10 protein-coding genes and 1 pseudogene are annotated in these 13,526 nt (G+C 65.7%); 9 read left to right on the top strand and 2 right to left on the bottom strand.

All coding sequences use genetic code 11. The features are described from left to right. The first annotated feature begins 173 nt into the window (after window positions 1-173). The 3 genes and pseudogenes from QM685_RS02160 (at window position 174) to QM685_RS02150 (ending at window position 4,395) form a co-directional block, all read left to right on the top strand. The gene (locus tag QM685_RS02160) at window positions 174-1,244 is read left to right on the top strand and encodes a homocysteine S-methyltransferase family protein (protein WP_415112217.1); all 1,071 of its coding nucleotides are present in this window, start codon (window positions 174-176) and stop codon (window positions 1,242-1,244) included. 72 nt (window positions 1,245-1,316) lie between these two features. After that, a pseudogene (gene metH / locus QM685_RS02155) lies at window positions 1,317-4,046 on the top strand (methionine synthase); the annotation flags it as partial. 145 nt (window positions 4,047-4,191) lie between these two features. Continuing rightward, the gene (locus QM685_RS02150) at window positions 4,192-4,395 is read left to right on the top strand and encodes an acid-shock protein (protein WP_415112215.1); all 204 of its coding nucleotides are present in this window, start codon (window positions 4,192-4,194) and stop codon (window positions 4,393-4,395) included. Window positions 4,396-4,579: 184 nt separating this feature from the next. Here QM685_RS02150 and QM685_RS02145 read toward each other — a convergent pair whose 3' ends face one another. Beyond that, window positions 4,580-4,906 (bottom strand): DUF1840 domain-containing protein, encoded by a 327-nt coding sequence (locus QM685_RS02145; protein WP_415112329.1) that lies wholly within the window; start codon window positions 4,904-4,906, stop codon window positions 4,580-4,582. Between the two features lie 411 nt (window positions 4,907-5,317). On the opposite strand from QM685_RS02145, the gene argS reads away from it, so the two are divergent. The 6 genes from argS to QM685_RS02115 all read left to right on the top strand — a co-directional run bounded on the left by argS (window position 5,318) and on the right by QM685_RS02115 (window position 12,236). Then, the gene (gene argS / locus QM685_RS02140) at window positions 5,318-7,108 is read left to right on the top strand and encodes an arginine--tRNA ligase (RefSeq protein ID WP_415112213.1); all 1,791 of its coding nucleotides are present in this window, start codon (window positions 5,318-5,320) and stop codon (window positions 7,106-7,108) included. A 61-nt stretch (window positions 7,109-7,169) separates the two neighbouring features. Then, window positions 7,170-7,958, top strand: coding sequence for an SPOR domain-containing protein (locus QM685_RS02135; RefSeq protein ID WP_415112211.1), 789 nt, complete (start codon window positions 7,170-7,172; stop codon window positions 7,956-7,958). Window positions 7,959-8,093: 135 nt separating this feature from the next. Beyond that, window positions 8,094-8,732, top strand: a complete 639-nt coding sequence (locus QM685_RS02130) for a thiol:disulfide interchange protein DsbA/DsbL (RefSeq protein ID WP_415112209.1) — start codon at window positions 8,094-8,096, stop codon at window positions 8,730-8,732. A gap of 15 nt (window positions 8,733-8,747) precedes the next feature. Further along, the gene (locus QM685_RS02125; RefSeq protein WP_415112207.1) at window positions 8,748-9,521 is read left to right on the top strand and encodes an SDR family oxidoreductase; all 774 of its coding nucleotides are present in this window, start codon (window positions 8,748-8,750) and stop codon (window positions 9,519-9,521) included. Between the two features lie 3 nt (window positions 9,522-9,524). Next, window positions 9,525-10,343 carry a helical backbone metal receptor gene (locus QM685_RS02120; protein WP_415112205.1) on the top strand — a complete coding sequence of 273 codons (819 nt, stop codon included), beginning with the start codon at window positions 9,525-9,527 and terminating at the stop codon, window positions 10,341-10,343. Between the two features lie 306 nt (window positions 10,344-10,649). After that, window positions 10,650-12,236: an ABC transporter substrate-binding protein gene (locus tag QM685_RS02115; protein WP_415112203.1), complete on the top strand. Its 1,587-nt coding sequence runs from the start codon at window positions 10,650-10,652 to the stop codon at window positions 12,234-12,236. Window positions 12,237-12,326: 90 nt separating this feature from the next. On the opposite strand, the gene QM685_RS02110 is transcribed toward QM685_RS02115, so the two are convergent. Beyond that, window positions 12,327-13,400: an MBL fold metallo-hydrolase gene (locus QM685_RS02110; RefSeq protein WP_415112201.1), complete on the bottom strand. Its 1,074-nt coding sequence runs from the start codon at window positions 13,398-13,400 to the stop codon at window positions 12,327-12,329. Window positions 13,401-13,526: the final 126 nt, after the last annotated feature.

The following is a 13,526-nucleotide window of genomic DNA, read 5'->3' as shown; positions in this document are numbered from 1 at the left end:
TGCCGGGCCGTTTTTTGTCGAATGCTTTTGTGGCCGGCTTTCGCCATCGTTTCTGGCGGCCGCCCGCGCGTCGCCGCCCAATTCCCCGAAGCCGCCCCGCGCCGGGCGCATCCACCCGGCAGCGGCTACAATGACAGGCTTTCCGCCAACGTCGGCGCAAGCCCCCGTCCGTCATGACCCAGTCCGCTCGAACCGCCACGTCAGTCCGTTCCGACGCCGCTTACACACGCGGCGCGGCGCTGCCCGCGCTGTTGAACTCGCGCATCCTGATCCTGGACGGCGCGATGGGCACGATGATCCAGCGCTACAAGCTCGACGAAGCCCGCTATCGCGGCGAGCGCTTCAAGGACTACGAACGCGACATCAAGGGCAACAACGAACTGCTGTCGATCACGCAGCCGCAGATCATCGCTGAGATTCACGAGCAGTATCTGGCGGCGGGCGCGGACATCATCGAGACCAACACGTTCGGCGCGACCACGGTCGCGCAGGCCGACTACGGCATGGAGTCGCTCGCGGTCGAGATGAACCTCGAATCGGCGAAGCTCGCGCGCGCCGCGTGCGACAAGTATTCGACGCCGGACAAGCCGCGCTTCGTCGCCGGCGCGATCGGACCGACGCCGAAGACCGCGAGCATTTCCCCCGACGTCAACGATCCGGGCGCGCGCAACGTCACGTTCGACGAACTGCGCGCGGCCTACTACGAGCAGGCGAAGGCGCTGCTCGACGGCGGCGCCGATCTGTTCCTCGTCGAAACGATCTTCGACACGCTCAACGCGAAGGCCGCGCTGTTCGCGCTCGACGAGCTGTTCGAGCACGCCGGCGAGCGCCTGCCGATCATGATCTCCGGCACCGTCACCGACGCGTCGGGCCGCATTTTGTCGGGCCAGACGGTCGAGGCGTTCTGGAATTCGCTGCGTCACGCGAAGCCGCTCACGTTCGGCCTGAACTGCGCGCTCGGCGCGGCGCTGATGCGTCCGTACATCGCCGAGCTGGCGAAGCTGTGCGACACCTACGTGTCCTGCTATCCGAATGCCGGCCTGCCGAATCCGATGAGCGACACCGGCTTCGACGAGCTGCCGGCCGATACCTCGGGCCTGCTGAAGGAATTTGCCGAAGCCGGTCTCGTGAACATCGCGGGCGGCTGCTGCGGCACGACGCCCGAGCACATCGCGGCAATCGCGCAGGCGCTCGCCGAGCTGAAGCCGCGCAAGTGGCCGACGCAGTATCGCGAGGCGGCCTGAGCGGAGCCGCACTTCACACGGACCGGACATCACCGCGCGCCCCCGACGGTACGCCCCTTAACGCACCCGACTCGCACTCACGCCATGACCGATCACACCATGCGCCTTGCCGGCCTCGAGCCGTTCAACGTCACGTCCGGCACGCTCTTCATCAACGTCGGCGAACGCACCAACGTGACCGGCTCGAAAGCGTTCGCGCGAATGATCCTGAACAACCAGTTCGACGAAGCCTTGGCCGTCGCGCGCCAGCAGGTCGAAAACGGCGCGCAGGTGATCGACATCAACATGGACGAGGCGATGCTCGATTCGAAAGCGGCGATGGTGCGCTTCATGAATCTGATCGCGTCGGAGCCGGACATCGCGCGCGTGCCGATCATGATCGACTCGTCGAAGTGGGAAGTGATCGAAGCGGGTCTGAAGTGCGTGCAGGGCAAGGCGATCGTCAACTCGATCTCGTTGAAGGAAGGCAAGGAGGCGTTCGTTCATCACGCGAAGCTGATTCGCCGCTACGGCGCGGCTGCGGTCGTGATGGCGTTCGACGAGCAGGGCCAGGCCGACACGTTCGCGCGCAAGACCGAGATCTGCAAGCGCTCGTACGACATCCTCGTGAACGAAGTGGGCTTTCTGCCCGAGGACATCGTCTTCGATCCGAACATCTTCGCGATCGCGACCGGCATCGAGGAGCACAACAACTACGCGGTCGACTTCATCGAGGCGACCCGCTGGATCAAGCAGAACCTGCCGTACGCGAAGGTGAGCGGTGGCGTGTCGAACGTGTCGTTCTCGTTCCGCGGCAACGACCCGGTGCGCGAGGCGATCCACACCGTGTTCCTCTATCACGCGATCCAGGCGGGGATGGACATGGGCATCGTCAACGCGGGCCAGCTCGGCGTGTATGCCGATCTCGATCCGGAGCTGCGCGAACGCGTCGAAGACGTGGTGCTGAATCGCCGTGAAGACGGCACCGACCGCCTGCTCGAGATCGCCGACAAGTTCAAGACCGGCGCCGCGAAGAAGGAAGAGAACCTCGAGTGGCGCAACCAGCCGGTCGAAAAGCGTCTCGCGCATGCGCTCGTGCACGGCATCACGAACTTCATCGTCGACGACACCGAGGAAGTGCGCGCGAAGATCGCCGCCGCCGGCGGCCGTCCGATCAACGTGATCGAAGGTCCGCTGATGGACGGCATGAACATCGTCGGCGACCTGTTCGGCCAGGGCAAGATGTTCCTGCCGCAGGTCGTGAAATCGGCGCGCGTGATGAAGCAGGCGGTTGCGCATCTGATCCCGTTCATCGAGGAAGAAAAGCGCCAGCTCGCGGCCGCCGGCGGCGACGTGCGCGCGAAGGGCAAGATCGTCATCGCGACCGTCAAGGGCGACGTGCACGACATCGGCAAGAACATCGTGTCGGTGGTGCTCCAGTGCAATAACTTCGAAGTGGTCAACATGGGCGTGATGGTCCCGTGCAGCGAGATCCTCGCGAAGGCGAAGGTCGAGGGCGCGGACATCATCGGGCTGTCGGGGCTCATTACGCCGAGCCTCGAGGAAATGGCTTACGTCGCGTCGGAAATGCAGCGCGACGACTACTTCCGCGTGAAGAAAATTCCGCTGCTGATCGGCGGCGCGACGACCTCGCGCGTCCACACCGCGGTGAAGATCGCGCCGCATTACGAGGGCCCGGTGGTGTACGTGCCGGACGCGTCGCGCTCGGTGTCGGTCGCGTCGAACCTGCTGTCCGACGAAGGCGCGGCAAAGTACATCGACGAACTGAACTCCGACTACGCGCGCATCCGCGACCAGCATGCAAACAAAAAAGCGCAGCCGATGGTCACGCTCGCCGAGGCACGCGCGAACAGGACGAAGATCGACTGGGCGAACTATCGGCCGGTCAAGCCGAAGTTCATCGGCCGCCGTGTGTTCAAAAACTTCGATCTGAGCGAGCTCGCGAACTACATCGACTGGGGGCCGTTCTTCCAGACGTGGGATCTCGCTGGCCCGTATCCGGCGATCCTGAATGACGAGATCGTCGGCGAATCGGCGCGGCGCGTGTTTTCCGACGGCAAGTCGATGCTCGCGCGCCTGATCCAGGGGCGCTGGCTGCAGGCCAACGGTGTGATCGCGCTGCTGCCGGCCAACACGGTGAACGACGACGACATCGAAATCTACACGGACGAATCGCGCACCGAAGTCGCGCTGACGTGGCGCAATCTGCGCCAGCAGAGCGTGCGGCCGGTGGTCGACGGCGTGATGCGGCCGAACCGTTCGCTCGCCGACTTCATCGCGCCGAAGGACTCGGGCGTGGCCGACTACATTGGCATGTTCGCGGTGACGGCCGGTCTCGGCGTCGACGTGAAGGAGCGCCAGTTCGAGAAGGATCACGACGACTACAGCGCGATCATGCTGAAAGCGCTCGCGGACCGCTTCGCCGAAGCGTTCGCCGAGGCGCTGCACGCGCGCGTGCGGCGCGACCTGTGGGGCTACGCAAACAGCGAAAACCTCTCCAACGACGAACTGATCGCCGAAAAGTATCGGGGCATCCGTCCGGCGCCCGGCTACCCGGCCTGCCCCGACCATCTCGTCAAGCGCGACATGTTCGACGTGCTGCAGGCCAACGAGATCGGCATGAGCGTGACCGAATCGCTCGCGATGCTGCCGGCGGCGAGCGTGTCGGGCTTTTATCTCGCGCATCCGGACAGCACCTATTTCTCGGTCGGCAAGATCGGCGCGGATCAGCTCGAGGACTACGCGCAGCGGATGTCGCTGTCGAACGCGGATGCGCAGCGCGCGTTGGCGCCGTTGCTGTAAGCCGCCCACTATATCGGCCCCGAAAGACTGAATATTTGCAGCCACGGTATTTTCGGCTTTGTAGACTGAGGCGGCTTTCATCCTGTCAGGCGCGGCCTGAATGCGCCGGTTCATCGAGATTGCAACCGACAACGGAGAAAATCGTATGAAGAAGCTGACGCTGTTATTGACCGCCGTTTCGCTGGCCGCGAGCGCTTCCGTGGCGCTCGCGCAACCCGCCGCGCCGGGCGGCGCGAGCTCGGCCAGTTCGTATTCGCCGCCGACCGAAAAGCACGTGAAAAAGCCGAAGAAGAAAATGAAAAAGGGCGCGTCGGCGGCCGCCGCACCGGCGGAGGCCGCGAGCCAGTAAGCGGCGCGGCCGGTGCAGTGCGTTGAATGACAAAGAGCCCGCATCGAGCGGGCTCTTCTCTTTATGGCGCGGGGAGTGCATGCTGCCGGTCTACACAGGCTCCCCTCGAGATTCGCGGACCGGGACCACGCAGCCGCGGCGATTCATCCCGCGGCGACCGGCTTTCAGCCTCGTCGGCCCGGAATCAAAGCCCCCAGACAATATCCGCGTTTTCCTTCTGCGCCGCGCGCAACATGTCGAGGAACGGATACGCGCGCTGCGCGAGCCCGGGCGGAATCTCATGATGTTCGTGGCCGTCTTCGCCTTCGTGGAAATGGCCGTCGTGCTCGGCGCGTTCCTGCTTGTCGAAGGTGATTGCCGCTTCGAGTTTCTCGATGGCCGGGCCCGTTTCCTCATGAGTGATAACGCCCCGCTCCCCAAGGCGTTTGCCGACAATGCCGACCAGATACTGCGCCAGATTTTCCAGCATCATCACGTCCGGGCAGGCGTGGCACTTGAAAGTAATCAGCATGACTGTTCCCTTTTTCGTTATATCGGGTTGACGCACGAGCGGCCCGCGCACGGCGCCAGCGCTCGCCCGACGCGCCCCGTGCAAGCCCGGTGGCCACGTCGCTGGCGGGCATCTCATTGAACATATTAGCACCTGCTAAAATCCGTCTGAACGGAAAAGCGCGCCGCCATGCGCCGCCCGCGGCGAAGCGCGACAAGCTTGACGGCAAGCGTGACGACAGGCCGACGCAAACGCGCGACAAGGTGGTTGAACCATGCATGGCACGCCGACGTGCGTTGTTTGCCGCGTCGCGGGCAACGTGGCCGCCGGTAGCGCCGCGACGCCTCGCCGCCGCTTCCCACGCTCCCGGCGCCGGCCGCGGCCGGCGCCTCTTCCGCCTTACCGGATTGCCTCACTGGACTCGCAACAAGCATGCTGCCCGCACATAAACAAACTCTGGAAACACTGCTCGCCGAGACGGTGAAACAGGTCGCGCTCGCCTCGCAGGGTGCAACCGAAGCCGCTTTCGTATCGCCCGCCATCACGCTCGAACGCCCGAAAGTCGCCGCTCACGGCGACGTCGCGTGCAACGTCGCGATGCAGCTCGCCAAGCCGCTGCGCGCCAATCCGCGCCAGCTCGCGCAACAGATCGTCGACGCGCTGCTCGCGCAGCCGCGGGCAAAAGGCCTGATCGACGCCGCCGAAGTCGCGGGCCCCGGTTTCATCAACCTGCGCCTCACCGCCGCCGCCAAGCAGGCGGCGATCTCCGCCGTGCTCGCCGAAGGCGCAGCGTACGGCCGCTCGCGGCGCGACGCCGGCAAGCACGTGCTGATCGAATTCGTGTCGGCCAACCCGACCGGACCGCTGCACGTCGGCCACGGCCGCCAGGCAGCGCTCGGCGACGCGCTCGCGAACGTGCTCGCGTCGCAGGGCTGGGACGTGCACCGCGAGTTCTACTACAACGACGCCGGCGTGCAGATCCACACGCTCGCGCTGTCGACCCAGGCGCGCGCGCGCGGCCTCGCCCCCGGCGACGCCGGCTGGCCCGCGTCGGCGTACAACGGCGAGTACATCGCCGAAATCGCGCAGGACTATATGAAAGGCGTGACGGTCGAGGCGAGCGACGGCGCGCCCGTCACCGGCGCGCGCGACGTCGAGAACCTCGAGGCGATCCGCCGCTTTGCCGTGACGTACCTGCGCCGCGAGCAGGACATGGATCTGCAGGCGTTCGGCGTGAAGTTCGACCAGTACTATCTGGAGTCGTCGCTGTACACGGAAGGCCGCGTCGGGAAAACGGTCGACGCGCTGATCGCCGCCGGCAAGACCTACGAGCAGGAAGGCGCGCTGTGGCTGCGCACGACCGACGACGGCGACGACAAGGACCGCGTGATGCGCAAGAGCGACGGCACCTACACGTACTTCGTGCCGGACGTCGCCTACCACGTCGCCAAGTGGGAGCGCGGCTTCACGAAGGTCATCAACGTGCAGGGCTCGGACCACCATGGCACGATCGCGCGCGTGCGCGCCGGCCTGCAAGGTCTTGGGATCGGCATTCCGAAGGGCTACCCGGACTACATCCTGCACAAGATGGTCACCGTGATGCGCAACGGCGAAGAGGTGAAGATCTCGAAGCGCGCCGGCAGCTACGTGACGGTGCGCGACCTGATCGAATGGTCGGGCGGCGCGACGCCGGGCTCGGAAGCGGCGGTCGATCTGATCGACGAGGAAACGATCCGGCGCGGCCGCGACGCGGTGCGCTTCTTCCTGATCTCGCGCAAGGCCGACACGGAATTCGTGTTCGACATCGACCTCGCGCTGAAGCAGAACGACGAGAATCCGGTGCACTACGTGCAGTACGCGCACGCGCGGATCTGCTCGGTGATCGCCGAGTGCGCCGCGCGCTACGGTCTCGACGAAAGCACGCTCGCGAGCGTGGACCTGGCGCCGCTCACGAGCGAGCGCGCCATGGCGCTGCTCAACAAGCTCGCCGAGTTCCCGGACATGCTCCAGCACGCCGCCGACGAACTCGCGCCGCACGCGGTCGCGTTCTACCTGCGCGACCTCGCCGGGGAATTCCACTCGTTCTACAATGACAAAGCCGAGCGCGTGCTGGTCGACGATGCGGCCGAGCGCAACGCACGCGCCGCGCTGCTCGCGGCCACGCGCCAGGTGCTGGCCAACGGTCTCGCGACGATCGGCGTCTCCGCTCCCGTCAAGATGTAACTCATCCGGCGCAACATGCATGCGGCCGTCGCTATAATCGGCGGCCGTTCCTGGATTCTTTTTGCAGGTGATTCGTACGATGGCAAAACCACGCCGCACAACAAAGCAATCGAAACAAACCGGGGGGACTTTTCTCGGTATCGTGCTGGGCCTGATCGTCGGCCTGGCGATCGCGGTAGTGGTGGCGCTGTATATCACCCGTGCGCCTACCCCGTTCGTGTCGAAGGTCGCGCCGCCCGCGGCGCCGGACAACGGCGCGAGCCAGGCGCAATACGACCCGAACCGTCCGCTGCAAGGCAAGACGCCGGGCCAGCCGGTGCCGCAGGCCGCGCAACCCGCGCCGCCGAACACCGCGCCGGGCCAGACCAATGCGCAGACCCAGTCGGGCATGCTCGAAGAGCCGCAGATCGTCGAAGTGCCGCCGTCGGCCGGTAACGCGAACAGCAACGCGAACGGCACCGCCGTTGCGCCGAAGCCCGCGCAGGATAACGGCACCGGCGGCATCGTCGCGCCGGCTCCGGTGAAGAAGCCGCAGGCGTCGAGCGCGCCGACCGCCACGGCCAACAACGCCAGGCCGGGCTCGGGCGCCGCGCCGGCGCCGGGCGACGCGAACACCGGCTACTTCCTGCAGGTCGGCGCGTACAAGACCGCCGCCGACGCCGAACAGCAGCGCGCGCGCCTCGCGTTCCAGGGCTTCGAATCGAAAGTGACGCAGCGCGACGCGGGCGGCGTGACGTACTATCGCGTGCGCATCGGGCCGTTCTCGAAGTTCGAGGACATGAATTCGAGCCGTCAGCGTCTGTCGGACGCGGGCGTCGATACCGCCGTGATCCGCTTCACCAAACAATAAATAAACGGTAACGCCGGCCCGCGCGGCGCCCCGAACTATCGGCGCACCACGCGGGTCAGAAGCACGATGGCCGCCCCGCCTGTCACTGCCTCGCGAAGCTGCCATGCCGAATCGCCATACCTGGGTCAACACAACATGAAAAAACTGCTGAGCATCCTGTTTCTCTCGCTGGGCCTGATCGCGGCCACCGCGCATGCGTCGCCGGCCGCGCCGGTCTCCGGCAAGGACTACACCGTGCTGGCCACGCCGCAGCCCACCGACGTGCCGGCCGGCAAGATCGAAGTCACTGAATTCTTCTGGTACGGCTGCCCGCACTGCAACGAATTCGACCCGTTCCTCGAATCGTGGGTGAAGCGGCAAGGTCCGGACGTCGTGTTCCGCCGCGTGCCGGTCGCCTTCCGCGACGACTTCATTCCGCACTCGAAGATGTACCACGCGCTCGACGCGCTCGGCGTCGCCAACGAGCTCACGCCGAAGGTCTTCAACGAAATCCACGTCAACAAGGACTATCTGCTGACGCCGGAAGACCAGGCCAAATTCCTCGCGAAGCTCGGCGTCGATCCGAAGAAGTACATGGAGGCGTACAACTCGTTCTCGACGCAAAGCGCGCTGCAGAAGGACAAGAAGCTGCTCGACGACTACAAGATCGACGGCGTGCCGACGCTCGCGGTGCAGGGCAAATATGAAACCGGTCCGGCCGCCACCGGCACCCTGCCCGGCACGATCCAGGTGCTCGACTACCTCGTCTCCCAGGTCCGCGCGAAGAAGATGTAATCACGAGGCGCCGGTATGACCTCTCCACTGAAGGTTTTCATTACCGGCGCTTCGAGCGGCATCGGCCTCGCGCTCGCCGGCGAATATGCCCGGCGCGGCGCGATTCTCGGCCTCGTGGCCCGCCGCGGCGATGCGCTCGCCACGTTCCAGCAGTCCCATCCCCAGACCACCGTCTCGATCTATCCCGTCGACGTGCGCGACGCGGAAGCGCTCGCCGATGCGGCCGCGCGCTTCATCGCCGAACACGGGCTGCCCGACGTCGTGATCGCCAATGCCGGCATCAGCCGCGGCGCGCTCACCGGGCACGGCGATCTGCGCACGTTCCGCGAAGTGATGGACATCAATTACTTCGGCATGGTCGCGACATTCGAGCCGTTCGCCGCCGCGATGGCCGACGCGAGGCGCGGCACGCTGGTCGGCATTGCGAGCGTCGCGGGGGTGCGCGGCTTGCCGGGCTCGGGCGCGTACAGCGCGTCGAAATCGGCGGCACTCAGGTATCTGGAGGCGTTGCGCGTCGAGATGCGGCCGTTCGGCGTCGGCGTCGTCACGATCGCGCCCGGCTATATCCGCACGCCGATGACCGAGCACAACCCGTACAGCATGCCGTTCCTGATGGACGCGGACCGCTTCGCGGCGAAGGTCGCGCAGGCGGTCGAGCGGCAGGTTTCGTTCGCGGTCTTTCCGTGGCAGATGCGCGTCGCCGCGATGCTGCTGCACGTGCTGCCGCGCTGGCTCTACGACCGCGTGTTCGAACGCGCGCCGCGCAAGCCGCGCGCCGCCACCGAGTAAGCGATGCCGCCCCGTGCGCTCGATGCAGCCGGCGTCGCGCACACCCCGGCGGGCGCCGATGCGCGCATCGTGTCGCTGGTGCCGAGCATCACCGAAACCTTGTTCGCGCTCGGCCTCGAGCGGCAGATCGTCGGGCGCACCGGCTTTTGCGTGCATCCACGCGACAAGGTGCGCGCGGTGCGCAAGGTCGGCGGCACCAAGGCCGTCAAGCTCGACGCGGTCCGCGCGCTGTGCCCTACCCACCTGATCGTCAATATCGACGAAAACGAACGCGAGACCGTCGAACAACTGCGGGCGTTCGTGCCGCATATCGTCGTCACGCATCCACGGACACCGCGCGACAACCTCGCGCTCTACGCGCTGCTCGGGGCGATCTTCGGGCGCGAGCGGGAAGCGCGGCGCCTGAGCGACGCGCTCGAGGCGCGCCTGCGGGAAGCCGCCGCGCGCAGCTTCGCCGCGCAAAACGTGCTGTACCTGATCTGGCGCGAACCGTGGATGACGGTTGCGCGCGACACCTACATCGCCGCCATGCTGCGGCTCGTGAACTGGCACACGCTTCCCGACGTGCAAGGTGGCATCGCCGGCGCGGCGCGCTATCCGGCGTTCGGCTTCGACGATGCTCCGTGGCTCGCCGACGTCGACCGCATCCTGCTGTCCAGCGAACCGTACCGCTTCACGCCGGCGCATCGCGATGCGCTCGCGCGCGATCCGCGCGTCGCCGGCAAGCGCATCGAACTGATCGACGGGGAAATGACGTCGTGGTACGGCGTGCGCGCGATCGACGGCGTCGGCTATCTGCTGCGCTACGCGGCGGCGGCCTGAGCACTGGCGGGGTCGGCGCATTCCCTGCCGTTCGCCTCTCGCCGCAGCCGCCCGCCGCTCCACGACCTCCCCGCCACCATATGGATATGTGGATTAAATTGTTGTCGCCACCCGCCCCCTTCGATAAGCTTTCGCGAAGGCGCGCCGCCGGGGGCAGCCGGGATGGGGCCGGGATCGCCCGGCCTGTACGACGGCGCCGGGAACGTATCACAATCATGACGAATGACGACGCCCGCGCCCGCCCCGCGTCATCGCCATAAACACAACCAGACGCACTGCCTGACTGCGCTCGTTACCGGAGATCCTATGCGCTTCAAACTGCTCGCAGCCGCCATCCTGTTCACAGCGCCCGCGCTCGTGCTCGCCAAGCCGCTCACCGTCTGTACCGAATCGAGCCCGGACGGCTTCGACGTGGTGCAGTTCAACTCGCTCGTCACGACCAATGCGTCGGCCGACGTGATCTTCAATTCGCTGGTCTCGTTCGACGAAGCCGCGAAGAAGGTGGTGCCGGCGCTCGCCGACAAGTGGGAAGTGAGCCCCGACGGCCTCACCTACACGTTCCACCTGCGCCCGAACGTGCAGTTCCAGACCACCGACTACTTCAAGCCGACCCGCGCGCTCAATGCCGACGACGTGATCTTCACGTTCGACCGCATGCTCAACGACAACAATCCGTGGCACAAGGTGGCGGGCGCGAGCGGCTTCCCGCACGCGCAATCGATGGGGCTGCCGAAGCTGATCAAGTCGATCACCAGGGTCGACGACAACACGGTCAGGTTCGAGCTGAACGAGCCGAACGCGACCTTCGTGTCGATCCTGACGATGGGCTTCGCGTCGATCTATTCGGCCGAATACGCGGACCAGTTGCTGAAGGCCGGCAAGCAGGTCGACCTGAACGCGAAGCCGATCGGCACCGGTCCGTTCGTGCTGAAGAGCTATACGAAAGACGCGGTGATCCGCTACGACGTGAACCCGACCTACTGGGGGCCGAAGCCGAAGATCGAGCGCCTGATCTACGCGATCACGCCGGACGCGACCGTGCGCGCGCAGAAGGTGAAGGCCGGCGAATGCCAGATCGCGCTGTCGCCGAAGCCGCAGGATCTCGCCGAGGCGAAAAGCGACAAGTCGCTCGCGATCGTGCAGACGCCCGCGTTCATGACCGCGTTCGTCGCGCTGAACACGCAGAAGAAGCCGCTCGACAATCAGAAGGTGCGCGCCGCGCTGAACATGGCGTTCGACCGCACCAGCTATCTGAAAGCCGTGTTCGACAACACCGCGACGCCGGCCGTGAATCCGTATCCGCCGAATACGTGGAGCTACAACCATTCGATCAAGGGCTGGCCGTACGATCCGGCCAAGGCGAAGAAGCTGCTCGCCGACGCGGGCTATCCGAACGGCTTCGAAACGACGATCTGGGTACGCCCGAACGGCAGCGTGCTGAATCCGAATCCGAAGGCCGGCGCCGAGATGCTGCAGGCCGACTTCGCGAAGATCGGCGTGAAGGCCGATGTGAAGGTGATCGAATGGGGCGAGCTGATCAAGCAGGCCAAGCAGGGCCAGCATGACACGCTGTTCATGGGCTGGGCCGGCGACAACGGCGACCCGGACAACTATCTGTCGCCGCTTTTCAGTTGCAACGCGGTGAAGTCGGGCATCAACTTCGCGCGCTTCTGCGATCAGGATCTGGACAAGCTGATCGCCGACGGCAAGGCGACGGCCGATATCGCCAAACGCACGAAAGCGTACGAAGCCGCGCAGCAGATCATCCACGACGAAGCGCTGTGGATTCCGCTCGGCTACCCGACCGCCGCGGCGATCACGCGCACGAACGTGAGCGGCTATCACGTGAGCCCGTTCGGACGGCAGAACTTCGGCGCGGTGTCGGTGCAGTAATGCCGCGCCACGCCTGAAAACAGGCACGTCACGTAAATAAAAGCCCGGTTGCGCGGCAGCGCAACCGGGCTTTTTATCGGCGTAGCGGAATCAGACCGCCGAGAAGCGGAACACCTCATCCGCATCCAGCGTGCGCTTCAGTTCCCCTTTGCGCCACAGCAGATGCAGATGCGCGAGCGCTTCGCCCATCGCGAACGTCATCTGATGGATGTCGAGCTGGCGCTTGAACATCAGCGGCACGATGTCGGCGGCGCTGCGCGGTTTTTCCGCGCACGCGTCGCGCACCTCGGCGAGCCGCGCGTCGTGGTGCTCGCGCAACTGGCGAATCCGCGTGCGCACGCCGCGAAACGGCTTGCCGTGCGCGGGCAGCACGAGCGTGTCCTCGGGCATCGTCTCGTAGCGGCCGAGCGATTCCAGATACAGCTCGAGCGGCGAGCCTTCCGGTTCGATATCGAACACCGACACGTTGGTCGAAATGCGCGGCAGCACCATGTCGCCGGAAAGCAGCGTGCCGGTTTCCGCGCAATACAGCGCGCAGTGCTCCGGCGAATGGCCGAAGCCCGTCACGACGCGCCACGTTCTGCCGCCGATCTTCACCTCTTCCGCTTCACACAGACGCCGGTATTGCCGCGGAATCGCCGGCACGAGGCTCGAGTAGTAGCTCTCGCGCTTGCGCAGTTTCTCCTGCGATTCGGCGTCGTTCAGACCGTGGCGGCCAAAGTGCCGCGCCGCCGCCTCGCCGCCGGCGTTCGAGCCGTCGCCGGTCGCCATCACGCGCGCCTGCATGTATTCGCCGAGCGTCATCCACAGCCGCGCGTCCCAGCGCTTTTTATCGCCGCCGCCGCACACCCAGTGCGCGAGACCGATATGGTCCGGATGGCAGTGCGTGACGATCACGCGCAGCACCGGCAGGCCATCGAGCACCGTCTCGAACACGTTTTCCCAGTTCTGTTTGATCGTGTCCGACGTGATGCCGCAATCGACCACGGTCCAGCCCTGCTGTCCGTCGATCTCGTCGCGCAGCAGCCACAGGTTGATATGGTCGAGCGCGAACGGCAGCGGCATGCGCAGCCACAGCACGCCGGGCGCTACTTCCATCGTGCGGCCGGCTTCGGGCAGCGTATCGTTGAATGGGTATTGGAGTTGATGTTCGAGTGCGTTCATGGGGACTGTCTTCCTTCGACGACCGTGCGGCACGGCGAGGTGTGCGATGCCGGTGGGCCTGGTTGTGGTTGCGTTCCGCTCAGGTTGACGATAACGTAAACGTCGATTCTATCGTCCATTTCCGGT

The organism is Paraburkholderia sp., from assembly GCF_047605525.1.
In the GTDB taxonomy this organism is placed as follows: Bacteria; Pseudomonadota; Gammaproteobacteria; order Burkholderiales; family Burkholderiaceae; genus Paraburkholderia.
This window is presented reverse-complemented; position numbering and strand designations above follow the sequence as displayed.